The organism is Microbacterium sp. 1S1, from assembly GCF_008271365.1.
Lineage (GTDB): Bacteria > Actinomycetota > Actinomycetes > Actinomycetales > Microbacteriaceae > Microbacterium.
The window spans coordinates 3,376,972-3,400,248 of the sequence record NZ_CP043430.1; the positions used below are offsets into that span (position 1 = coordinate 3,376,972).

Sequence of the window (23,277 nt, forward strand, 5' to 3'; positions counted from 1 at the left end):
GTCACGCCAGGCGGGACGCGAGCTCGTCGATCTTGTCGGGACGGAAGCCCGACCAGTGGTCCTCGTCGGTCACGACGACGGGCGCCTGCATGTAACCGAGCGCCTTGACCTGCTCCAGGGCCGTCGGGTCTTCCGACAGGTCGTGGATCTCGTACTCGATGCCCTTGGCATCCAGGGCACGGTAGGTCGCGTTGCACTGGACGCAGGAAGGCTTGGTGTACACCGTGATCGACATCTGAACCCCTCAAATCTCTGGTTTCTCCGGCAGACCTCCGCCGGGATCTCAATACTACATATAGGGACGGACATTCGGTGCGACCACAAGGGGTAGTAGTTACATCCGTGTAGTTTTTCCACCGCTCTCTACAGATACAACACAGGTTGTCCACTGTTTCTTCCACAGGCGGACCCCTGCCCCCGGGGTCGTCGACCCGCGAGAAATCGCGGCCGGGAGGAGCCTGTGAGAGATCCATCCACAGGCGGCACCCTACGAGGGGCCTCCGACATCGCGCGGCCTGTGGAATTCGTCGCACGGCGTGTCACCGGCGTGTCGCGGCGTGTCCGTCGCCGGCTCGTCTCACCGACCTCCCCGCCGCCCGGTACCGTTGTCTGGTGGCGGGTTATCGGGATCTTCTTCGCACGCCGGGAGTGGGCCGCATGATCGCCGCCCAGCTCACCGCGCGTTTCCCCAACGGGATGATGTCCTTGGCGATCCTGTTGCATGTCGAGCAGCAGACCGGGTCGTACGGATCGGCAGGCCTCGTCCTCGCGGCGACCAGCGTCGGCCAGGCGGTCGCCGGGCCGATCACCAGCAGATGGATGGGCGCCTGGGGGATGCGGCGCGTGCTGACCCTGACCCTGACCGTCTGCGTGATCGCGGTGCTCGGCCTGGGGTTGCTGCCGCTCTCGGTCCCCGGCTACATGGCCCTCGGCATGGTCGCCGGCCTCTCGACCCCGCCTGTGCAGGCGGCCGTCCGCACGATCTATCCGAAGCTGGTCAACGCCGGCCAGCTCACTCCCCTGTTCTCGCTGGACGCCTCGCTGCAGGAGATCATCTGGGTGCTGGCCCCCGTGGTCATCACCCTCGTCTCCACTCAGGTCGGCACCATGGAGGGCCTGCTGCTGGTGGCGATCGTCCTCGTCGCCGGCGGCGCCTGGTTCATCCTCTCCCCCGAGGTCGGGCGCGTGCGCATCCCCCGCAGCCGCAACGCACTGGGCAAGGTCGTCCTCAAGCCGCCCGTCCTCCTGGCCACCATCATCGGCTTCCTCCTCATCGGCGCCTGCTCGGCGGTCGAGGTCGGCGTGGTCGCCACGTTCGAGCACGGCAGCCTCGCCGCCGGCCTCATCCTCGCGGTGTTCTCCGCCGGAAGCCTGGCGGGCGGCCTCGCCTTCGGCCACATCCCGATCGGCCCCTGGGCGATGGCGCGCCGCCTGCTCATCGTCACCGTGGGCCTCGCCCTCACGATGGTCATGCTCAACGTCTTCTGGCTGGGCGGCACCCTCATCCTCGCCGGGATCGGCATCGCCCCCGCCCTCGCCGTGCTGTTCGCGATCACGACGGCCAGCGTGAAGTTTAGTGAGACGGCCGAGGCCTTCGGCTGGGCGGGCACCGGACAGCTCATCGGTGCCGCAGCCGGATCCGCGGTCGCCGGCTTCCTCGTCGACGTCGGCGACTGGCGCGGCGCCTACCTGGCGGCCACCATCTTCGCGGGCGTCGGACTGCTCGTCTCGATCGTGTTCGTCCGTTCCTTCCCCGATCTCCGTCACCGCGACGCCAGCCCCCATCCCGACACCGAGCCCCTGGCGGTCACCCCCTCATGAGCCCCTCCCTTGCGTCCTCCTCCCCCGCGATCGTGTGCGTCGGCGAGTCGATGGCACTGATCACGCCCACCGGCGCCGACCTCGCGTCCGCCGACGCGGCATCGATCACCCACGCGGGTGCCGAGGCCAACGTCGCCGTCGGCGTCGCGGCGGCCGGTCATCGAGCCGCCTGGGCGTCACGCCTCGGCGACGACCCGCTCGGTCGGCGCCTCACCGCAGAGCTGAAGCGGCGCCGCGTCGAGCTGTGGACCGAGGTCGACGCCGACGCACCCACCGGCGTGATGTTCAAGGACCCGGGCGTCGAGTCCTCAGCCGTCTACTACTACCGCCGCGGCTCCGCGGCCTCCCGCATGGCGCCCGGCTTCCTCTCCGCTGCGCGGCTCTCCGGCGTCCGCATCGTGCACACCACCGGGATCACCCCTGCGCTCTCCCCGACGTGTCGGTCCATGGTCGATCGGCTGTTCGCGGACGCGCGTGCCGCCGGAGCCGTCGTCTCGTTCGACGTGAACGACCGCCGCGCCCTCTGGAGCCCCGAGGACGCGGCCGCGACGCTCGCGCGCCTGGCCGACGCCGCGGACATCGCCTTCGTCGGACGTGACGAGGCCGAGCGCATCTGGGGCACCGCCACGGCCGCCGAGATCCGCGCCCACCTCCCGCGCTGCGGCCTCCTCGTCGTCAAAGACGGCGACGTCGGCGCCACGGCCTTCGCGGGTGACGCGGACCCGGTGTTCGTGGCAGCACCGACCGTGGACGTCGTGGAGCCGGTCGGCGCGGGCGACGCCTTCGCCTCGGGGTTCCTCGCGGCGACGCTCGACGGCGCCGACCTCGAGACGCGTCTGGCCGCGGGACATGAGGCCGCCGCGCGGGTGCTTCGCATCGCGGCGGACCTGCCTCCACTGGAAACGGTGCGCTGACCCCGCGTCCCCGGTCCCCCCGCGGTCGTAGGCTGGGTGCCATGCCCGCCGCCGTCACCCTCCCCCGCCTGACCTGGGGTGATCCGGCCGCGACCGGACACGCGCTCCTCGTCCACGGCCTCGGCTCCTCCGGCGCGCTCATGTGGCGGTTCGGGGATGCCCTCGCTGCCGCGGGTTGGCACGCCACCGCGGTCGATCTGCGCGGGCACGGCGACGCCCCGCGTGCGCTGGACTACTCCCTCGCGGGGTATGCCGCCGATCTCGTCGCGACGCGCCCTCCCGGCGCGGGAACCTGGGACGCGGTCGTCGGCCACTCGCTCGGCGGCGCCGCCGGCACCGTCGCGGCGGCGGCCGATGCGACCTGGACCCGACGGCTCGTACTCATCGACCCTGCGATCCACGTCGGCGAGCGGGACGCGGGCATCGTGCGCCGGAGCCAGGAACGCGCGTTCGCCGACAACCACCTCGACACGGTGCGTCAGGAGCATCCGCAGTGGCACCCGCAGGACCACGAGCTGAAGGTCGACGCGGTCCGTCGTGCGAGCGCCTGGGCGGTCGAGCAGACCAGCGTGCAGAACCAGCCGTGGGACGTCCGCGCGGATGCGGCCCGCCTGACGATGCCGACGCATGTGATCGCCGGTGACCCCGCCGTCTTCAGCATCTTCACCGGAGCCCTCGCCGACGAGGTGCTCGCGAGCAATCCCCGCATCTCCCTGTCGGTCGTGGCCGGCGCCGGCCACTCGGTGCATCGCGACCGCCCGGAGGAATCGATCCGACAGCTGCTGGAGGCCCTGGCATGAACGACTTCGATCCGTCGGCGTATCTCCCCGACGACCTGCTGGACCGCATCCGCGAACGCGCGCCGATCCACGACAGGGAGAACACGTTCCCGCAGGCCGACCTCGACGAGCTCCGCGCGTCCGGCTACCTGTCGGTCCTCGTGCCCCGGGAGCGCGGCGGTGCGGGACTCGGCCTGGAGCAGGTGGCGATCCTCCAGCAGCGACTCGCGGGAGCCGCGCCCGCGACGGCACTCGCGATCAACATGCACCTCGTCTGGACCGGCGTCGCCAAGGTCTTCTCGGATCGCGGGGTCCCCGGTCTCGAGTTCGTGCAGGACGGCGCGGTGGCCGGCGAGGTCTTCGCGTTCGGCATCAGCGAAGGCGGCAACGACCTGGTGCTGTTCGGGAGCGACACCGCGGCCGTCCCCGACGGCGGCGGCGGGTACTCCTTCACCGGCACCAAGATCTTCACGTCGCTCGCGCCCGTGTGGACGAAGCTCGGGCTGCACGGACTCGACACGACCAGCCCCGATGCGCCGAAGCTCGTCTTCGCCTTCGTGGACCGGACGGCGGCGGTCACCACCTCGGACGACTGGGACACGCTCGGCATGCGCGGAACCCAGAGCAGGACCACGCGGCTCGACGGCGCCGTCGCGGATGCGGCCCATGTGGTCCGCCGCCTCGACCCCGGCCCCAGTCCCGACCCGATCATCTTCGGGATCTTCTCCGTCTTCGAGATCCTCCTCGCCTCGGTCTACACCGGCATCGCCCGGCGGGCTCTGGAGCTGGCCGTGGCGACGGCGCACTCCCGGCGGTCCAAGAAGAGCGGTGCCGCCTACAGCCAGGATCCGGACATCCGCTGGCGGATCGCCGACATGGCCCTCGCCTACGACGCCCTGCCGCCGCAGATCGCCGCGCTCGCCCGCGACGTCGACGCGCGCGCCGACCATGGCGCTCGCTGGTTCCCGGCCCTCTCGGGGGTGAAGCACCGCGCCGTGACGATGGCCAAGCACGTGGTCGACGAGGCCATGCTGGTCGCGGGAGGCGGCTCCTACTTCTCCCGCAACGAGCTCTCCCGCCTCTACCGTGATGTCCTCGCCGGTGCCTTCCACCCGTCCGACCCGGAATCGGCGCATGCGACCGCGGCGAGCGCCTGGCTCGGCCCCGTGGAGGCCTGATCGGCGCAGCGCGGACGCGCTCGGCAGCGGCCGTTAGCGACCGTCAGCTCGTGCGCGGCGCGTCGTGGCGACGCGCGAGGAGCGCGAGGTGCAGCGCCGCGAGCGTCTCGCCGTCGTCCAGATCTGCACCGAGCAGCTCTCCGATGAGCGCGAGACGCTGGTAGAACACCGAGCGGGAGAGATGGCTCGCCGCCGCCGCGGCGGAACGGTTGCCCGGGTGCGCGACGAGCGCGGTGAGGACGTCCAGCAGATCGCCCCGGCGATCACGGTCGTGGCGGAGCAGCGGCGCCAGCATCTGTTCGCTGTGCGCCTGCAGGCGGCGATCATCGTGCAGGGCTGAGACGAAACGCTCCAGGGGCCGGTCGTCGACGCGGCGCACGGCCGGCGCCTCGCCGCGGGCCGCTCGCGCGGCGAGCGCGAGGGCCGCACGAGTCGAACCGAGGAGCCCGAGGACCCCGGAGCTCTCGGGGCCGACCACCGCGGGGGCGCCGCCGGCCACCCGCTGCACTGCGGCGTCCGACAGGGAGCCGGGGCCGACGAGCAGGACGACGTCGGCACCGCGCCGGGCTCCGACCGCAGCGAACCCGGCCGCGCGGGCACGATCCACGAGCGGCCCCGCGGGCTCGTCTGTCCGGATCACCAGACCTCGGCTCCCGGTCGGCGCCGGATCGAGGCCGAGCCGGCGGAGGCGGGACGCGATGTCCTCCTCGCGCGCGAAGCGGGCGCCGAGGAGGTCGTCGATGAGCCCGCGATGGGCGAGCAGGGACCACGCATCGTCGCCGTCGGCGAGACAACCGAACGCCAGGGCGGTCGCCCCGAGCTCGAGCACCGTGGCGCGTCCCGCGGGGTGCGGGGGCCCGTCGTCCGCCCTGAGCCAGCCCCAGCGCACACCGCGCGCCTGGACGGGGACGCGGTCGCCTCCCTCCGGAGCGCCCGGTCGCAGGACCGTGGCGAGGGGCAGACCGAGCGCCTCAGCGGCGATCACCTCCCCGGACGGATTCTCCAGGACCACCGGGGCGTCCAGGGCGCGGGCGACCTCCGACACGATCACGTCGGCGGGAGCGCCCCGGAGGCTGAGCTCGGTGAACAGGTCATGCAGCCGCTGTCGCTCCCGGAGCGCGGCGGTCTGCGCGTCGATCAGCGCGCGGTGCACGGCCTCCGTGACGGCGACGAACTTCACCTCGACGGCGAGGGCGACGAGGGCGAGCCCCGAACCCGCGCACGCCTCGACCACCGCGTCGGGGACCCGCGACATCCGTGCGCCGAGCTCGATCACGACCCCGGACACCCCGGCTCGCGTCAGTTCCGTGACGAGACGGCGCAGCGCCCCGGCTTCCGTCGGCCACGCCGCACCCGTCGTGAGCAGCAGCTCCCCGCCGTCGAGCAGACGGGCGACGTCCGCGCTGTCCGAGGCGTGGACCCACCGGACGCCCGCGTCGAGGGCTGCGCCGCCGACGAGCACGGCCGGCGCTCCCCGCTGAACGACGGGGAGCGCAAGGACGTCCACGACTCGAAGCGCGGCGGGCGGTGCCGCCGGACGATCTGTCCGGACGAAGACGGAGTCCTGACGATCTGACACTCTGCACGCCTTCCGTCCTCTGTGACTATGGCAGTATCCCCAGCGTAGCGACCTCGGTCAGAGTGTTCGACGCGCGACGACTCGCGAAGGAGCCCCGTGGACATCGTCCGTCACGTCATCAACGGCACCGAGACCGCCGCTGCGGTCCGCCGGGGCCCCGTCTTCGATCCCGCCACCGGCCACGTCACCCGTGAAGTGGCCTTCGCGTCCGCGGCCGAGGTCGAGGCTGCGGTCGCGGCCGCCGCTGCCGCCCTTCCCGGCTGGCGGGAGACGAGCCTCATCAAGCGCGCCGACGTGTTCTTCCGTCTCCGCCAGCTCGTGAAGGACCGCACGGACGAGCTCGCCGCCATCGTGACCTCGGAGCACGGCAAGGTCCTCGCCGACGCGGCCGGTGAAGTGTCTCGCGGCATCGAGAACGTCGAGTTCGCCGCCGGTCTCGTCCACCTCCTCAAGGGCGAACGCAGCGAGCAGGTGGCCCGCGGCGTCGACGTGCACTCCGTCAAGCAGCCGGTCGGGGTGGTCGCGGCGATCACGCCGTTCAACTTCCCGATCATGGTGCCGCTGTGGATGGTCACCTCGGCCATCGCGTGCGGCAACACCGTCGTCCTCAAGCCCAGCGAGAAGGACCCGTCGGCCGCCGTCCAGCTGGCGCGGCTGTTCCGCGAGGCCGGGCTCCCGGACGGAGTGCTGAACGTCGTGCACGGCGACAAGGAGGCCGTCGACGCCCTCCTGGACTCCCCGCGCGTGCAGGCCGTGAGCTTCGTCGGCTCGACGCCGATCGCCCGGTCGATCTATCAGCGGGCGTCGGCCGCGGGCAAGCGCGTCCAGGCCCTCGGCGGCGCGAAGAACCACATGGTCGTGATGCCCGACGCCGACCTCGACGCGGCTGCGGACGCCGCCGTCTCCGCCGCGTACGGCTCCGCGGGCGAACGCTGCATGGCGGTGTCGGTTCTCGTCGCCGTGGGCGACATCGCCGACGACCTCGTCGCCGCGATCGCCACCCGCATCGACGGTCTCTCCATCGGCCCGGGGACGGATCCCGCGAGCGAAATGGGCCCGCTCATCACGGCCGAGCACCGCGACCGCGTCGCCTCCTACGTCTCGGGAGCCGCGGCGGAAGGAGCGAGAGTGGTCGTCGACGGTACGGCGAAGACCTTCGAGGGCGACGGGTTCTTCCTCGGGGTGAGCCTCGTCGACGACGTCGCCCCCGGCATGCGGGTCTACGACGACGAGATCTTCGGACCTGTCCTGTCCGTGGTGCGCGTCGCGACGTACGCCGAGGCCGTCGAGCTCGTCAACGCGAACGCCTACGGCAACGGCACGGCGATCTTCACGCGCGACGGTGGTACTGCGCGCCAGTACGAATTCGACGTCGAGGTCGGCATGGTCGGCGTCAACGTGCCGATCCCGGTGCCGATCGGCGCGTACTCCTTCGGCGGCTGGAAGGACTCCCTCTTCGGCGACGCGCACATCTACGGCCCGGAGTCGGTGCACTTCTACACGCGGTCGAAGGTGGTCACGACGCGGTGGCCCGACCACACCCCGTCACAGCTCGACCTCGGCTTCCCGAGCAACCACTGACCCTCACCACCGACTGAGCGGAGACCCGATGACCTCCTTCACCGACCGGCACGGCCAGGTTCACCCGTTGCCCTCCCGTGGCACGGGGGCGCAGGTGCGCGCAGACGATCGCGCCCACGTGTTCCACTCCTGGAGCGCCCAAGCCCTGATCGACCCGCTGCCCATCGCCGCAGGGCAGGGCTCGACCTTCTGGGACTACGAGGGCAACGCCTACCTCGACTTCTCCAGCCAGCTCGTGAACCTCAACCTGGGCCACCAGCACCCGGACCTCATCGCCGCGATCCAACGGCAGGCCGGACGGCTGGCGACCATCCAGCCCTCCATGGCGAATGACGTGCGCGGCGAGCTCGCCCGCCTGATCGCCGAGGTCGCTCCCGAGGGCTTCGAGAAGGTGTTCTTCACCAACGGCGGCGCCGAGGCCAACGAGTACGCGGTGCGCATGGCCCGCCAGTCCACCGGCCGCCGGAAGGTGCTGTCGATGTACCGGAGCTACCACGGCTCCACGGCGACGGCGATCTCACTGACCGGGGACCCGCGCCGGTGGGCGAACGACGTCACCGACACCGGCGCCGTGCGCTTCTTCGGGCCGTACCTCTACCGCTCGCCGTTCCACAGCGAGACGCCGGAGCAGGAGGCCGAGCGCGCGCTCGCGCATCTCCAGCAGACCATCGAGCTCGAGGGTCCGCAGACGATCGCGGCGATCATCATCGAGACCGTCGTCGGGACGAACGGCGTGCTCGTCCCGCCGCCCGGCTACCTGCAGGGCGTGCGCGAACTATGCGACCGCTACGGCATCGTGTACATCGCCGACGAGGTCATGGTGGGCTTCGGCCGGCTCGGCGAGTGGTTCGGCATCGACGCGTTCGATGCGCGTCCGGACCTGATCACGTTCGCGAAAGGGGTGAACTCCGGGTACGTCCCGCTGGGCGGTGTCGTCATCTCCGACCGCATCGCCCGCGCGTTCGAGACCACTCCGTTCGCGGGCGGGCTCACCTACTCCGGGCACCCGCTCGCCTGCGCCGCCGGTGTCGCCACCTTCGAGGTCTTCCGCCGCGACGGCATCCTGGGGAGGGTGCGCGACCTCGGCGAGCGCATCGTGGAACCGACCCTGCGCGCGTGGGCGGAATCCCACCCGAGCGTCGGCGAGGTCCGGGGCCGCGGGTTGTTCTGGGCGGTCGAACTCGTCCGGGATCAGCAGACGAAGGAGCCGCTCGTCCCGTTCAACGCGAGCGGCGCCGAGGCGGCACCGATGACCGCGTTCGCCGCCGCCGTGAAGCGTGCCGGGGTGTGGCCGTTCACGCACTTCCATCGGCTGCACGTTGCTCCCCCGCTGGTGATCGAGGAGGAGGAGCTGGTGCGGGGGCTGGCCGCGATCGACCGCGCCCTCACCGTGGCGGACGAGACCGCCGCGCGCTGAGCCGCGCTCCGCCCCTACTTGCGGTCGAAGTCGAAGGCCTTGAGCAGTTCGACGACGGCCTTCTCGCGCTCCTCGCCACCCTCCTCGAACATGTGGGTGACGTGCGTCTGCAGGTGGTTCTCCAGCAGCAGACGGTTGAGCGACTCGAGCGAGCGCTGGATCGCGCGGGACTGCGTGATGATGTCCATGCAGTACTCCTCGTTCTCGATCATCCGCGCGACGCCGCGCATCTGACCCTCGAGGATGCTGGTGCGGTGCAGGGCGCGCTTCTTGATGTCTTCGATCACGTATCGAGGCTACTCGCCCCGTGAAAGGATGGCGTCATGCCGCGAACACCGACGACGCTGCTCTCCCCTGCCGATCAGGAACGCCGGCGCGCACTGCAGCGGATGAAGGCCGTCGCGCTCGGCGCGCTGCTGTTCATGGCCCTCGCATTCGTCGTCGCCTTCGCGTTCCAAGAGCGGGTCGGCTGGCTCGCCTACGTGCGTGCCGCAGCGGAGGGCGGCATGGTCGGCGCCCTGGCCGACTGGTTCGCCGTGACGGCCCTGTTCCGCCGTCCGCTCGGCCTGCCGATCCCGCACACGGCCATCATCCCGAACCGGAAGGACGAGATCGGCCGGACACTGGGCGAGTTCGTCGAGACGAACTTCCTCGCGGCCGATGTCGTGCGGACCAAGCTCACCAGCACCGCGATCGCCCTCCGCGCCGGGGAATGGCTCCGGGAGACCCCGCACGCGGAACGCGTCGCCGCGGAGGGAGCCACGATCGCGACGGCGGTGCTGGACGCGCTGAGCGACGACGACGTGCGGGACCTCATCGCCGACCTCGCCCGTGAGCACCTCGTCGCCCCGGAGTGGGGTCCGCCCGCGGGGGCCTGGCTGGAGAAGATCGTGGACGCCGAGGCGCACCACGGGGCGGTCGACCTCGCCGTCGACAGCATCGGGCGGTGGCTCGACGCGAACGCCGCCTCGTTCGCGGGACTCGTCTCCCGGCGGCTGCCCGGGTGGATGCCCAAGATCGCGCACCGTCTCATCGACGACACCGTCTACAACGAGGCGGTGAAGTTCGTGCGGGCCGTGCAGGCCGACCCCCGACACCCCGCCCGCCTCGCGATCGACGGGTACCTGTCCCGCCTCGCGGACGCCCTGCAGAACGACCCGGCGACGCGCGAGAAGCTGGAGAACGCGAAGGCCGCGCTGTTCGACAGCCCGCGGGTGGGCGCCCTCGCCGCGGAGGCGTGGAACACCGCGAAGAACGGACTCCTCGCCTCGCTGGCGGACCCGGAGAGCGGATTGCGGCGCCGCGCCGTACAGGCTCTGCAGGAGGTCGGCGAGCGCCTCACGACCGACGCTGCCCTCCAGCACCGCGTCGACACCTGGGTGTCCGACGCCGCCGTCTTCCTCGTGGACCGGTACCGTCACGACATCGCGTCGATCATCACCGACACCGTCGAACGCTGGGATCCCGCCGAGACCACCGAGAAGATCGAGCTCATGGTCGGCCGGGACCTCCAGTACATCCGGTTGAACGGCACCGTCGTCGGTGCCCTCGCCGGACTCGCGATCTTCACCATCGCCCACGCCCTCATCCCGGGAGTCTGAGATGCCGCTGTCCCATGACCCGCTCTGGCCGCGCGCGGGTGCCTGGCCCGCGTTCGATGGTGCCGCCGACGCCGTGCTCCTCGGCGTACCGACCTGGCGCACCTCGCTCTCGCCGACCGGCGCGCATGCGACCCCGGCGGCGATCCGCGCCGCGCTCCCCCGCTACGGCACGACGGTGCTGGACCCCTCGCCGGTCGATCTGAACGAGGTGCTCCGCGTCGCCGACGCCGGCGATGTGTCCGAGCCGGACGGAGACACGGGAGAGGCAGGGGCGATCGCACGGGTGCGCGAGCTCGCGGAGGCCTCCGCCCTGGTGATCGCGCTCGGCGGGGACAACGCGCTCACGTACCCGGTGGCGCTCGGCGCCCGGGCGACGGGCCTGATCACGTTCGACGCGCACTTCGACCTTCGCGACGGAGTCTCCAACGGCACGCCGGTCCGACGCCTGGTGGAGGACGACCCGGCCGCGGCCACCGTCCCGACCTCGCGCATCGACCCCACGCGCATCGTGCAGATCGGCCTCGCGGACTTCGCGAACTCCGCCGCGTACGCCCGCCGCGCGGCCGACTGGGGCATCCGCGTCATCACCCTCGATGACGTGCGCCGCCGCGGGGTCGCCGACGTCGTGGCCGAGGCGGTCGAGGTCGCGGGCACCGGCGACCGACCCCGCGTGCACCTGGACATCGACGTGGACGTCTGCGATCGCGCCGTCGCTCCGGGGTGCCCGGCCAGCGTCCCCGGGGGCCTGGCGGCGTGGGAGCTGCGCGCCCTCGCCCGCGCGGTGGCCGCCGATCCGCGGGTGGTCAGCGCCGACATCGCCGAGGTCGACGCCACCGCGGACACGGAGGACGCGCGTACCGTGCGGCTCGCGGCGCTGTGCGTCCTCGAGCTGCTCGCCGGGCTCGCCGCCCGCTGACCCCGGGCGCGCGGCGCCGGCTCAGCGCACCACGAGTTCGGGGGTGATGAGCGCGTGCGCCGAACCGGACTCGACCCGGCGTGGTGACACGACGTCCCCCGTCGGCCCCATCAGCAGGTGCAGGATCGCCTCCGCGACGTCCTCCGGCCGCTGTTCCACGCTCGAGAAGCCCAGCGCTTCGGCCGTCGGGGTGTTGTCGAACCCGATGACGGGGACCGCCGCCCCCGCATCGGCGAGGCCGAGCAGCGCCCCGACCGCGAGCGAGTCGCTGGCGCAGACGACGGCGTCGGCCCCCGGCCGTCCTCCCACGCCCGGGCGACCGCGCGTCGCGCGTCAGGGACCGCGTCCTCGGCGACGATCCGCGCACCGCGCGCCCCCGCCTCGGCGAGCGCCTCCCGCCATCCGCGCTCACGGTCGTCGCCCGTGCCTGATCCCGTCGGCCACCCCAGGAAGGCCACCTCGGCGCCCCTCTCGAGCGCGTGTCGTGTCGCCGCCCGCGTGCCCGCCGCACCGTCCACGTCGACCCAGAGGTGCGTGGGGTCGGCGATGTCGTCGTCGCCCCACGGCCTCCCGAACGAGATGAACGGCAGTCCGAGCGCATCCAACCGGGTCACCCGGGGGTCGTCGCGGACGGTGCCGGTGAGGATTGCCGCATCGATCTCCGATCCCTCCCACAGCTCGGCGAGCCGCCCGAGCTCCTCCTCCGGCGTCCGCGCCGCGTACACGAGCATGCGCATCCCGCGCGCGCTCGCCCGTTCGGTGATCGCGTGCACGAACCGGTCGAGCACCACTCCCGAGATGCCGCCCAGGTACGGATCCAGCCGGATGCCGATCGTCGAGCTGCGCCGCAGCCGCAGCCGCCGCGCGGCCGCGTGCCGCCGGTAGCCGAGCTCGTCGATGGCGTGCAGCACGCGCTCCCGCGTCGCCGGCCGCACGATGTCCGGGGTGTTGAGGACGTTCGACACCGTCTGGCGGGACACACCGGCGTGGGCCGCCACGTCCTCCACCGTCGGCGCCTTGGCCATCACTCTCCTCGATCCCGGCGGCTTGACACGTCCGCACTGCCGCACCTAGCGTATTCCATGCAGAGTTTGATCGTTCAAATTCCAGCCCGACAGCCCTCATCAAAGGAGAGAGAGACATGACACGGCAGACCACACGCGCCTTGCTCGGCGCCGGAGCGGTCCTGATCACCACCACCCTCGTGCTCACCGGCTGCGGCTCCGGCTTCTCGGGCGGCGAGCCGAGCGGCGGCGACGACGCGGAGCTCTCCTCCTCCGACGACGGGCTCACGGTTCTCATCGGCTCGTCGGGCGACGCCGAGACCGCAGCCGTCCAGTCGGCCCTCGACGACTGGTCCGCGGAGTCGGGAACCGCGGTCGACCTCCAGGTCGCGAGCGACCTGGCACAGGAGCTCTCCCAGGGCTTCGCCGCGGGAAAGCCCGCAGACCTCTTCTACCTCGCACCGGAGCAGATGGCGGGGTACGCCGCGAACGGCTCCCTCCAGCCCTACGGGGACGAGCTCTCCAATAAGGACGACTTCTACCCGTCCCTCGTCGAGAACTTCACCCTCGACGGCGCCTTCTACTGCGCACCGAAGGACTTCTCGACGCTCGCCCTCGTGATCAACACGCAGATGTGGGCGGACGCGGGGCTCACGGACGCCGACCTCCCGACCACCTGGGACGACCTCGCGGCCGTCGCGCAGAAGCTCACCACCCCCGAGCACGTGGGCCTGGCCTTCGGCGCCGAGTACCAGCGCGTCGGAGCGTTCATGGCTCAGGCCGGCGGCGGCCTGGTCGAAGACGGCGTCGCGATCGCCGACGATCCCGCCAACGTCGAGGCCCTCGAGTACGTCCAGACGCACCTGTCCGACGGCACGTTCGCGTACGCGAAGGACGTCGGCGCCGGATGGGGCGGCGAGGCGCTGGGCAAGGGTCTGGCGGCCATGGTGATCGAGGGCAATTGGATCACGGGTGCGATGGCCAACGACTTCAGCTCGGTCGACTACACCGTGGCGGAGCTCCCGGAGGGTCCCGGCGGCAAGGGCACCCTGCAGTTCACGAACTGCTGGGGCATGGCGGCGGACAGCCCCAACCAGCAGGCGGCGCTCGATCTCGTCGAGTACCTCACCAGCGCCGACAGCCAGCTCGCGTTCTCGAAGGCGTTCGGCCCGATGCCGTCGATCACGTCGGCGGCCGACCAGTGGACGGCGGACAACCCCGCCCTCGCGCCGTTCCTTGCCGGGGCGGACAATGCGCAGTTCCCGCCGAACCTGGACGGTGCCGCCGACGTGATCGCCGACTTCAACGCGCAGCTCGAGTCCCTGAAGACGGGTGACCCCGCGCAGATCCTCAGCGGTGTGCAGGCGAACCTCGAAGCGATCGTCGAGTAATCATGGCGGGAAAGGCCCTGCCTCGCCGCGGAGGAGCCTCCGGGCTCCGCCGCGGCGAGGCCGCCGCCGGGTGGCTCTTCACGGCCCCGGTCATCGTGATCCTCGGCGTCTTCCTCCTCGTGCCCGTGCTCATGGCGCTGTGGGTGAGCATGTCGGACTGGGCGGGACGCGGTAGTCCGCTCTCCCCCTCCGTCTCGTTCGTGGGGGCCGAGAACTACTCCGCCGTGCTGACCGACGGCGGCCTGGCGACGAAGGACTTCGGCACCGCCCTGCGCAACAACGCCTGGTACGTGCTGCTGGTCGTCCCTCTGCAGACCGCCATCGCGCTCCTCCTCGCGGTCCTGGTGAACAGAGCCGTGCTTCGGGGGCGCGGGTTCTTCCGCACTGCGTACTACTTCCCGTCCGTCACGAGCTCGGTGGCGATCACCGTGCTCTGGCTCTTCCTGTTCTCGGCGAGTGGCGCCGTGAACAGCGTGCTGGCGTGGTTCGGCATCCACGGTCCGAACTGGTTCAACGATCCCCGCGGGGTCCTGCACCTCGTGCTGAGCGGGGTGGGCATCGACTCGGGCCCCGCCGCCCTCACCCAGAGCGGCATGCTCGGCATCTCCTGGTGGGACTGGCTCGCCGGACCGTCGATCGCGATGAGCGCCTACATCCTCATGGCGATCTTCACGACCTCCGGCACCTTCATGCTGCTCTTCCTCGCCGGACTGCAGAACCTCGGCCCCGACGTCGACGAGGCGGCCATGATGGACGGGGCCAACGGCTGGCAGCGGTTCTGGAGGGTCACTCTTCCGCAGCTGCGGCCGACGCTGTTCACGGTCCTCACCCTCGGGCTCATCGGATGCTGGCAGGTGTTCGACCAGATCTACACCGGCACACGCGGCGCACCGAGCAAGACGACGCTCACCCCCGCCTATCTGTCCTACAAGACGGCCTTCACCGATCAGGAGTGGGGCCAGGGCGCGGCGATCGCCTTCCTCCTGTTCGTCATCATCGTGCTCTTCACCCTGCTGCAGCGGTGGGTGCTCCGCGATCGGCCGGTGTCCCGGCGACGGATCCGCGCCTACGAGGTCACGGGCCCGGGAGGTGCGTCGTGAAGCTGTCGTCCAAGCAGCTCGCCTGGCAGATCGCCCTGTATGCGCTGCTGATCGTGCTCGCCCTCATCTACATCTACCCGTTCCTGATCCAGGTCTTCACGAGCTTCAAGACCGACGAGGACGCCGCGTCCTCCGGCGTGAACCTCCTGCCGGAGTCGTGGACCTTCGCCGCCTACGAGCGGCTGTTCGCCAACTCCGACTTCCCCTCCTGGTTCGTCAACAGCGCGATCGTCACGATCTTCGTCACGGCCGGTCGGGTGTTCTTCAACTCGCTCGCCGGCTACGCGCTTGCCCGGCTGCGGTTCCGCGGACGCGGCGTCGTGTTCGCGGCGCTCGTCGCCGTGATGTCGGTGCCCACCGTCGTTCTGCTGATCCCGAAGTTCCTGGTGATCAACCAGCTCGGCATCTTCAACTCCTACGCCGGGATGATCCTGCCGCTGCTGGTCGACGCCGCCGGGGTCTTCATCATGAAGAACTTCTTCGAGTCGATCCCGGTCTCGGTCGAGGAGCAGGCGCGCATCGACGGCGCTGGCGCGTTCCGCACGTTCTGGTCTGTCGTGCTGCCGATGGCGACGCCGGCACTCGTCACGATCGTGATCCTGTCCTTCCAGGGGTCGTGGAACGAGCTGAGCCACTTCATCGTGTCAACGAACGATCCTGCTCTGACGACCCTCACGAAGGGCGTCGCCTCCCTGTCCAGCGGGCAGCTCAGCCAGGGGACGCAGTACCCGCTGAAGCTCGCCGCCGCGCTCATCATGACGATTCCCGTCGCCGTGATGTTCTTCGTCTTCCAGCGCCGCATCATGAATTCCACCGAAGGAGCCGTCAAGGAATGACCGACCGCCCCCCTCTCCAGCCCCTGCTCGACGATGCCGTGATCGCGCTCGAGGCCCCCACCCAGGCGTGGTCCGGCCGAGACGGCAGCGTGGGGTCCGCCGCGATCCACGGCATCTATCACGGCGACGTCCGTCACATCGCCGCGATCGACCTCGGGGTCCAGGGCACCGCTCTGGAGTCGATCGGTCACGCCTCGCCGACGCCGCAGCACGTGCGGTTCACGGATCTGCTCCGCGGTCTCGACGATGCCGGCGCCGATCCGAAGGTGCGCCTCGACCGGGATCGCACGGTGCGTGCGGGCTCCTTCACCGAGTCCCTGCGCTTCTCCTCCCACCTCGATGCTGCCCTCACCGCCGACGTGACGGTGCGCCTCCGTCCGGACTTCACGCCGATGCAGCAGGTCAAGGCCGGCAGGGACGGCGAGGAGGAGTGGAGCTGGGACGGCGAGCGCTGCCGCGCCGGCCAGGCGTCGTTCGCGCTCGCGGCACCGCACGCCGACGTCTCGGTCGAAGGACGGGACATCCTGCTCGCCTGGCGGGTGGACGTGCCGCCGCGCGGCAGCGTGGAGCTGTCGTGGGCACTCGACCTCGACGACCCGAGCCTCGTCGTGACCTCTCCGCCCCGGCCGTCTGCCGCTCACTCCCCCGAGACCGGGAACGATCCGCGCAGTGCGCGTTGGTTGGAACGCGCGGCCGCCGACCTCACGGCTCTTCGGCTGGCACTGCCCGATCACCCGGACGATGCGTTCTACGCGGCGGGCGCACCATGGTTCTTCACGCTGTTCGGCCGCGACTCGATCTGGGCGGCGCGGCTGGCTCTGGGCGCCGACACCGACATCGCCGCCTCCACGCTGCGGGTGCTCGCCCGCCTCCAGGGCACGACCGTGAACCCGGAGACCGCCGAGGCCCCGGGAAAGATCGCGCATGAGCTGCGCAGCGCCGAGATCGCTCTGCCGGGCGAGGGCGTGCTCCTCCCGCCGCTGTACTACGGCACGGTCGACGCGACGCCGTTGTGGGTGTGCCTCCTCGCCGACGCGCACGAGGCCGGGCTGCCGGTGGCGGCGCTCCGCGAGCTGCTGCCCGCGCTGCGCGCCGCCCTCAGATGGATGATCGAGCACGGCGACGCCTCCGGAAGCGGCTTCATCGACTACGCCGACGAGACCGGCCACGGCCTGGCGAATCAGGGCTGGAAGGACTCGGGCGACTCGATCCAGTGGCGCGACGGACGTCTGGCGGAAGGGCCGATCGCCCTCAGCGAGGTGCAGGGCTACGCCTACGAGGCCGCGGTGCGCGGCGCCGCCCTGCTCGACCATCTCGGCGAGCCCGGCGGTGATGAGCTGCGCGACTGGGCGACGGACCTCCGTCGACGGTTCCGGGACGCCTACTGGGTGACCACTCCGGAGGGGCGGTATCCCGCCATCGCGCTCGACGCGCACGGAGCCCCGGTCGATTCCCTCACCAGCAACATCGGTCACCTCATCGGCACCGGCCTCCTCGATGCGGAGGAGGAGCGGGCGTGCGCGGACCTGCTCGTGGGCGAGAGCATGGCGAGCGGATACGGTGTCCGCACCATGTCCACGGGGGCTGCGGGCTATTGGCCGCTCAGCTATCACGGCGGCAGCGTCTGGACCCACGACACCGCGATCGCCGTGCACGGGATGCGGCGCGCCGGACTGACCGCGCACGCCCGTCGGCTCGCCGCGGAACTGCTCGATCTGGCCGAGGGCTTCGACTACCGGGTACCCGAGCTGCATTCGGGTGAGCCCCGCGTCCCCGGAGGCCGTCCGGTGCCCTACCCCGCCGCCTGTCGCCCGCAGGCGTGGTCCGCCGCCGCCGCGGTGATCTGCGCCGACGTTCTGCGCTGACCGCTCGCGGCGGTCAGCGCACGGTCGCCCCGTCCTTCCAGACGCGCTCAACCAGGGGGACCCCCGGGCGATACGCGAGGTGCACCCGCGTGGGCGCGTCCAGCAGCACGAGGTCAGCGCGTGCGCCGGGGACGAGCCGGCCGATGTCGTCGCGGCGGAGCGCCTGCGCTCCGCCCGCGGTGGCGGCCCACACCGCTTCCGCCGGGGTCATGCCCATGTCGCGGACAGCGATCGCCATGCAGAACGGCAGGGAGGAGGTGAAGCTGGATCCCGGGTTCGTGTCGCAGGACAGCGCGATGGTCACACCCGCGTCGAGCAGCCGGCGCGCGTCGGGATAGGGCTGGCGCGTGGAGAACTCCACGCCCGGCAGGAGGGTGAGCACGGTGTCCGATGCCGCGAGCGCGGCGATGTCCGCGTCCGTGAGGTAGGTGCCGTGATCGACGGATGCCGCTCCCAGGTCCACGGCCATCCGCACCCCGTCGCCGGGACCGAGCTGGCTCGCGTGCACCCGAGGGGCCAGGCCACGGGCGATGCCCGCCTCGAGGATCCGCCGCGACTGCGCCACCGTGAACGCACCGGTCTCACAGAAGACGTCGATCCATCGGGCGTGCGGCGCGCAGGCGTCGAGCATCGGCCCGACGACGAGGTCGACGTAGGCGTCCGGATCCTCGGCGTACTCGGCCGGCACCACGTGGGCGCCGAGGAAGGTGACCTCGGGCGTCACCTCGGCGGCGAGCCGGACGAGACGCTCCTCGTCCGCGACGCTGAGGCCGTACCCGCTCTTGATCTCGACCGTCGTGGTGCCCTGTCGCTGCAGTTCGTCCATGAACCCACGCAGTCGGGCCCGTAGCTCCTCGTCGCTCGCCGCCCGCGTCGCCCTGACCGTCGAGCGGATGCCGCCCGCGGCATACGGCTGGCCCGCCATGCGCGCCTCGAACTCCGCCGCGCGATCGCCGGCGAAGACGAGATGGCTGTGACTGTCGACGAACCCTGGGATCACCGCTCGCCCGCGCGCGTCGACGGTCTCGTCGGCGGCGGGGGCGTGGCCCGACGGCCCGACCCAGGCGATCCGTCCGTCGTCGATCAGGACGGCCGCATCGAGCAGTGTGCCGCACGGATCCGTGGGAGTCGGGTCGTTGGTCGTCAGCTCGCCTATGCCGGTGATCAGCGTGGTCGTCACAGCAGCGGCGCCTTCAGTCCGCGGTCGCGCGCGACCTCCCTCGCGTGCTCGTACCCGGCGTCCACATGGCGCATGACTCCGGTTCCCGGGTCATTGGTCAGGACCCGAGCGAGCTTCTCCGCGGCGAGAGCCGAACCGTCCGCCACCGTCACCTGCCCGGCGTGGATCGAACGGCCGATCCCCACCCCGCCGCCGTGGTGCAGCGAGACCCACGAGGCCCCGGACGCCGTGTTGAGGAGGGCGTTGAGGAGCGGCCAGTCGGCGATCGCGTCGGAGCCGTCCTTCATGGCCTCGGTCTCCCGGTACGGCGACGCGACGGAACCGGAGTCCAGGTGGTCGCGGCCGATCACGATCGGCGCAGAGAGCTCTCCCGAGGCGACCATCTCGTTGAACTTCAGCCCGGCGAGGTGCCGCTCCTGGTAGCCGAGCCAGCAGATGCGCGCCGGCAGCCCTTCGAAGTGCACCTTCTCGCCCGCCTTGTCGAGCCACCGGTGCAGCGCGGTGTCGTCGGGGAAGAGTTCCGCGATCGCGCGGTCCGTCTTGGCGATGTCCTCCGGGTCGCCGGACAGCGCCACCCAGCGGAACGGCCCGCGTCCCTCCTCGAACTGCGGACGGATGTAAGCGGGGACGAACCCGGGGAATGCGAAGGCACGGTCGAATCCTCCGAGCTGCGCCTCCGCGCGGATCGAGTTGCCGTAGTCGAAGACCGCGGCCCCGGCATCCTGGAACGCGACCATCGCCGCGACGTGCGCGGCCATGGACTCGCGCGACCGGCGGGTGAACGCCTCGGGGTCGCGCGCCGCCTCCTCCTTCCAGCGGGCGACGTCGACGCCGACCGGGAGGTAGGCGAGCGGGTCGTGGGCGCTGGTCTGGTCGGTCACGATGTCGACGGGCACCCCGCGACGGTGCAGTTCCGGGAAGACCTCGGCCGCGTTGCCGACCACACCGACGGACAGCGCCGCACCGGCCTCCTTCGCGGCGACGACCCGCGCCACGGCGGCGTCGAGGTCGGTCGTGTATTCGTCGAGGTAGCCGTGCTCCACGCGGCGGGCGAGCCGCGTCTCGTCGACGTCCGCGATGAGGACCGCGCCGTCGTTCATCGTCACGGCGAGAGGCTGTGCGCCGCCCATGCCCCCGGCCCCCGCGGTGAGGGTCAGCGTGCCGCGCAGCGAATCCCGGCCCAGCGAGCGGGCCACGGCGGCGAACGTCTCGTACGTTCCCTGGAGGATGCCCTGTGTGCCGATGTAGATCCAGGAGCCGGCCGTCATCTGCCCGTACATCGTCAGCCCGAGTTCCTCGAGCCGGCGGAACTCCGGCCAGGTGGCCCAGTCGCCGACGAGGTGAGAGTTGGCGATGAGCACGCGCGGCGCCCACTCGTGGGTGCGGAAGACTCCGACCGGTTTGCCGGACTGGACGAGCAGCGTCTCGTCCGGCTCCAGCTCGTCGAGTGTGCGCACGATGGCGTCGTACGCCGCCCAGCTCCGTGCCGCCTTGCCCGTGCCGCCGTAGACGACGAGGTCGTCGGGGTGCTCGGCGACCTCGGGGTCGAGGTTGTTCATCAGCATGCGCTTGGCCGCCTCCGCGCCCCAGCTCTTGGCGGTGCGCTCGGCGCCTCGGGCCGCGCGGACCGTGCGCGGTGCGGTTTCCTCAGTCATGCATGTGCTCCTTTGCGACACGGGCGATGGCGCCCGATTGGACGAGGGCGGTCACGGCCTCCATCTCGGGCGAGAGGTGGCGGTCCGGGCCGGGGCCTCCGGCGACCGTGCGGACGAGGTCGCGCACGGCTCCCGTCGCGGGGCCCGCTTGCAGCGGCGCGCGAAGGTCGAGAGCTCGCGCGGACGTGAGGATCTCGATCGCCAGGACACGCGAGAGGCCGTCGATCGCGCGACACAGCTTGCGGGCTGCGGCCCATCCCATCGAGACGTGATCCTCCTGCATCGCCGAGGACGGGATCGAGTCCACGGAAGCCGGGACGGCGAGGCGTTTGAGCTCGGACACGATCCCCGCCGCCGCGTACTGCGCGATCATCAGGCCGGAGTCCACGCCGACCTCAGCCGCCAGAAACGGCGGGAGTCCATGGTTGCGGGCGGGGTCGAGCGCCCGGTCCGTGCGACGTTCCGAGACGGAGGCGACGTCGGCGACGGAGATCGCGAGGAAGTCGAGGACGGCGGCGACCGGAGCGCCGTGGAAGTTGCCGTTCGATTCGATGCGCCCGTCGAGGGTGATGATCGGGTTGTCGATGACGCTGGCGAGCTCGCGCTCCGCGATCATCGCGGCGTGGCCGAGGGTGTCGCGGGCGGCCCCATGCACCTGGGGCGAACACCGGAGAGAGTAGGCGTCCTGGACTCGGCCGTCCTCCGGGCCCTTGTGGCTGGCGACCATCGGCGACCCGGCGAGCAGCCCCCGGAGATTGTTCGCGGAGACCGCCTGCCCCGCCTGGGGCCGCAGCGCCATCAGATCGGCGGCGAACACCGCGTCGGTGCCGAGCTGCGACTCGACCGACATCGCCGCGGCCACGTCCGCCGTGAGGAGCAGCATCTCGAGGTCGTGGAGCGCGAGCACCAGCGTGCCGAGCATCCCGTCCGTTCCGTTGATGAGGGCGAGGCCCTCTTTCTCGACGAGGGTGAGCGGGGTGATGCCAGCCTGGGTGAGAGCGTCGGCCGCGTCGACGAGACGTCCCTCCGCGTCACGCACTTCCCCCTCCCCCATGGCTGCGAGGGCGATATGGGCGAGCGGGGCGAGGTCTCCGGAGCAGCCCAGCGACCCGTACTCGCGGACCACCGGGACGATGCCCGCGTTGAGCATCGCCGCAAAGGTCTCCACGACGACCGGACGCACGCCCGTGCGTCCCGAGGCGAGAGTCTGCAACCGCAGCAGCTGGAGACCGCGCACCACCTCGCGCTCCACCTCGGGACCGGTACCGGCGGCGTGAGAGCGGATCAGGCTCGCCTGGAGCTGCAGCCGTCGTTCGGGCGCGATGAACGTGGTCGCGAGCGCGCCGAAGCCGGTGGAGACCCCGTAGTGCGGGTGCGGGTCGGCGGCGAGGCCGTCGATCACCTGTCGTGTCTCCGCCACGCGCGTCAGAGCTGCTTCGTCGACCCGGACGGGCGCATCATGCCGGACGACGCGGACCACCTCGAGCGGAGACAAGGGCGCCGCACCGACGATCACAGGGGGAAGGTCATTCATGTCTCGATTCCACACCCGCCGACTCGACGCAGCACTCCCTTCGTGACAACCTGTGTCTGTGATCCCAGACAGTTCGGGCAGCGACGAGGGGACCGTCGTGCCCGCAGCAGCGCAGACCCTGCGCATCCTCAGCTACCTGGCGGGCCGCCCCGCGCCGGTGGCCGCCTCGGCCATCGCGCGCGAACTGTCGTTGCCGCGATCGACCGTGTACCACCTGCTGCGCACGCTGGCGGCGCACGGTTTCGTGCTGCATCTCCGCGAAGAGCAACGATGGGGGCTCGGGACCTCGGCGTTCGAACTCGCCGGGGGTTACGCGCGCCAGCAGCCCCTCGCCCGGCTGGGGCGCCCGCTGGTGGCGGGTGTCTCGGACCGGCTCGGGGAGAGCGCCCACCTCGCGGTTATGAGCGGCCGGGATGTGCTGTACATCGTCGAGGAGCGGGCCCCGCGTCGTCCGGCTCTCGTGACAGACGTGGGCGTGCGACTGCCCGCACACCTCACCGCAACGGGGCGCGCGATGCTGGCGGCGCTCCCCCGCACGCAGATCAGGGCGCTGTATCCCGACGCCTCGATGTTCCCGGACCGCACGGGGCGGGGGCCACGCCGTCCGAGCGAGCTGCGGGACCTGTTGCGCGAGGTCCGGATCCGCGGCTACGCGACGGAGGACAGTGAGGTCGCGGAAGGTCTCCGGTCGGTCGGCGCCGTCGTGAAGGACGCAGCGGGCTGGCCGGTGGCCGCGGTCGCGGTCACCTGGGCCGGCGGCGGGGGCCGCGAGTCGGAGCTTGCGCCCGTCGTCCTCGATGCGGCCGCCACGCTCGAGGCCCGCCTTCTGCGGTGAGCTCGGGTCTCGGGTGCAGCGATGAGGCCCCGCGCGACGCGGGCGTTAACGCAAGAAGGCCACCCAGCATTGGGTGGCCTTCTTGTCTAAA

Annotated in this window: 20 protein-coding genes and 1 pseudogene; 13 read left to right on the top strand and 8 right to left on the bottom strand. The window is 71.4% G+C overall.

The genetic code is table 11. The features are described from left to right. Window position 1: 1 nt before the first annotated feature. Window positions 2-235 carry a glutaredoxin-like protein NrdH gene (gene nrdH / locus FY549_RS16295; RefSeq protein WP_017202656.1) on the bottom strand — a complete coding sequence of 78 codons (234 nt, stop codon included), beginning with the start codon at window positions 233-235 and terminating at the stop codon, window positions 2-4. A 377-nt stretch (window positions 236-612) separates the two neighbouring features. Here nrdH and FY549_RS16300 point away from each other — a divergent pair, with 377 nt between their 5' ends. From FY549_RS16300 to FY549_RS16315, 4 genes are read left to right on the top strand one after another with little or no spacing between them, the layout of a single operon-like run. Continuing rightward, window positions 613-1,821, top strand: coding sequence for an MFS transporter (locus tag FY549_RS16300; protein WP_187614886.1), 1,209 nt, complete (start codon window positions 613-615; stop codon window positions 1,819-1,821). Then, the gene (locus FY549_RS16305) at window positions 1,818-2,735 is read left to right on the top strand and encodes a sugar kinase (RefSeq protein ID WP_149085907.1); all 918 of its coding nucleotides are present in this window, start codon (window positions 1,818-1,820) and stop codon (window positions 2,733-2,735) included. Before FY549_RS16300 ends, FY549_RS16305 begins: the two co-directional genes overlap by 4 nt. Window positions 2,736-2,776: 41 nt before the next feature. Then, window positions 2,777-3,535, top strand: coding sequence for an alpha/beta fold hydrolase (locus tag FY549_RS16310; protein ID WP_149085908.1), 759 nt, complete (start codon window positions 2,777-2,779; stop codon window positions 3,533-3,535). Further along, window positions 3,532-4,692 carry an acyl-CoA dehydrogenase family protein gene (locus FY549_RS16315; RefSeq protein WP_149085909.1) on the top strand — a complete coding sequence of 387 codons (1,161 nt, stop codon included), beginning with the start codon at window positions 3,532-3,534 and terminating at the stop codon, window positions 4,690-4,692. Before FY549_RS16310 ends, FY549_RS16315 begins: the two co-directional genes overlap by 4 nt. 43 nt (window positions 4,693-4,735) lie before the next feature. Here the strand turns inward: FY549_RS16315 and FY549_RS16320 are convergent, their stop codons facing one another. Further along, window positions 4,736-6,199 (bottom strand): PucR family transcriptional regulator, encoded by a 1,464-nt coding sequence (locus FY549_RS16320; protein ID WP_259614232.1) that lies wholly within the window; start codon window positions 6,197-6,199, stop codon window positions 4,736-4,738. A gap of 168 nt (window positions 6,200-6,367) precedes the next feature. Here FY549_RS16320 and FY549_RS16325 point away from each other — a divergent pair, with 168 nt between their 5' ends. Continuing rightward, on the top strand, window positions 6,368-7,852 hold the full coding sequence (locus FY549_RS16325; RefSeq protein ID WP_149085911.1) for a CoA-acylating methylmalonate-semialdehyde dehydrogenase: 1,485 nt from the start codon (window positions 6,368-6,370) through the stop codon (window positions 7,850-7,852). Between the two features lie 28 nt (window positions 7,853-7,880). Next, entirely contained in the window at window positions 7,881-9,269 is a 1,389-nt protein-coding gene (locus FY549_RS16330) for an aspartate aminotransferase family protein (RefSeq protein ID WP_149085912.1), read from the top strand. Between the two features lie 14 nt (window positions 9,270-9,283). Here the strand turns inward: FY549_RS16330 and FY549_RS16335 are convergent, their stop codons facing one another. Next, window positions 9,284-9,556, bottom strand: a complete 273-nt coding sequence (locus FY549_RS16335) for a metal-sensitive transcriptional regulator (RefSeq protein WP_149085913.1) — start codon at window positions 9,554-9,556, stop codon at window positions 9,284-9,286. Between the two features lie 36 nt (window positions 9,557-9,592). Between FY549_RS16335 and FY549_RS16340 the strand changes: the two genes are divergently transcribed. Both FY549_RS16340 and FY549_RS16345 read left to right on the top strand, forming a co-directional pair. Then, entirely contained in the window at window positions 9,593-10,870 is a 1,278-nt protein-coding gene (locus FY549_RS16340; RefSeq protein WP_149085914.1) for a DUF445 domain-containing protein, read from the top strand. Window position 10,871: 1 nt separating this feature from the next. Further along, on the top strand, window positions 10,872-11,786 hold the full coding sequence (locus FY549_RS16345; protein ID WP_149085915.1) for an arginase family protein: 915 nt from the start codon (window positions 10,872-10,874) through the stop codon (window positions 11,784-11,786). 21 nt (window positions 11,787-11,807) lie between these two features. On the opposite strand, the gene FY549_RS16830 is transcribed toward FY549_RS16345, so the two are convergent. Both FY549_RS16830 and FY549_RS16835 read right to left on the bottom strand, forming a co-directional pair. Continuing rightward, a complete protein-coding gene (locus tag FY549_RS16830) occupies window positions 11,808-12,095 on the bottom strand; it encodes a substrate-binding domain-containing protein (protein WP_262381027.1) in 288 nt (95 codons plus the stop codon). A gap of 65 nt (window positions 12,096-12,160) precedes the next feature. Beyond that, window positions 12,161-12,811 (bottom strand): annotated as a pseudogene (locus tag FY549_RS16835) (LacI family DNA-binding transcriptional regulator); the annotation flags it as partial. A 116-nt stretch (window positions 12,812-12,927) separates the two neighbouring features. On the opposite strand from FY549_RS16835, the gene FY549_RS16355 reads away from it, so the two are divergent. From FY549_RS16355 to FY549_RS16370, 4 genes are read left to right on the top strand one after another with little or no spacing between them, the layout of a single operon-like run. Continuing rightward, window positions 12,928-14,181, top strand: a complete 1,254-nt coding sequence (locus FY549_RS16355; RefSeq protein WP_149085916.1) for an extracellular solute-binding protein — start codon at window positions 12,928-12,930, stop codon at window positions 14,179-14,181. A 2-nt stretch (window positions 14,182-14,183) separates the two neighbouring features. Beyond that, a complete protein-coding gene (locus FY549_RS16360) occupies window positions 14,184-15,281 on the top strand; it encodes a carbohydrate ABC transporter permease (protein WP_187614887.1) in 1,098 nt (365 codons plus the stop codon). Continuing rightward, entirely contained in the window at window positions 15,278-16,117 is an 840-nt protein-coding gene (locus FY549_RS16365) for a carbohydrate ABC transporter permease (protein ID WP_187614888.1), read from the top strand. The genes FY549_RS16360 and FY549_RS16365 overlap by 4 nt, the downstream gene beginning before the upstream one ends. After that, the gene (locus FY549_RS16370; protein WP_149085918.1) at window positions 16,114-17,982 is read left to right on the top strand and encodes a glycogen debranching N-terminal domain-containing protein; all 1,869 of its coding nucleotides are present in this window, start codon (window positions 16,114-16,116) and stop codon (window positions 17,980-17,982) included. Before FY549_RS16365 ends, FY549_RS16370 begins: the two co-directional genes overlap by 4 nt. 13 nt (window positions 17,983-17,995) lie before the next feature. On the opposite strand, the gene hutI is transcribed toward FY549_RS16370, so the two are convergent. Genes hutI through hutH form a run of 3 tightly spaced genes read right to left on the bottom strand, consistent with a single transcriptional unit; the run spans window position 17,996 to window position 22,351 of the window. After that, entirely contained in the window at window positions 17,996-19,162 is a 1,167-nt protein-coding gene (hutI, locus tag FY549_RS16375) for an imidazolonepropionase (RefSeq protein WP_149085919.1), read from the bottom strand. Beyond that, complete coding sequence (gene hutU / locus FY549_RS16380; RefSeq protein WP_149085920.1) at window positions 19,159-20,817, bottom strand: urocanate hydratase; 1,659 nt, start codon at window positions 20,815-20,817, stop codon at window positions 19,159-19,161. The genes hutI and hutU overlap by 4 nt, the downstream gene beginning before the upstream one ends. After that, complete coding sequence (gene hutH / locus FY549_RS16385; protein WP_149085921.1) at window positions 20,810-22,351, bottom strand: histidine ammonia-lyase; 1,542 nt, start codon at window positions 22,349-22,351, stop codon at window positions 20,810-20,812. The genes hutU and hutH overlap by 8 nt, the downstream gene beginning before the upstream one ends. A gap of 97 nt (window positions 22,352-22,448) precedes the next feature. Between hutH and FY549_RS16390 the strand changes: the two genes are divergently transcribed. Continuing rightward, window positions 22,449-23,186, top strand: coding sequence for an IclR family transcriptional regulator (locus FY549_RS16390; protein WP_149085922.1), 738 nt, complete (start codon window positions 22,449-22,451; stop codon window positions 23,184-23,186). Window positions 23,187-23,277 lie beyond the last annotated feature (91 nt).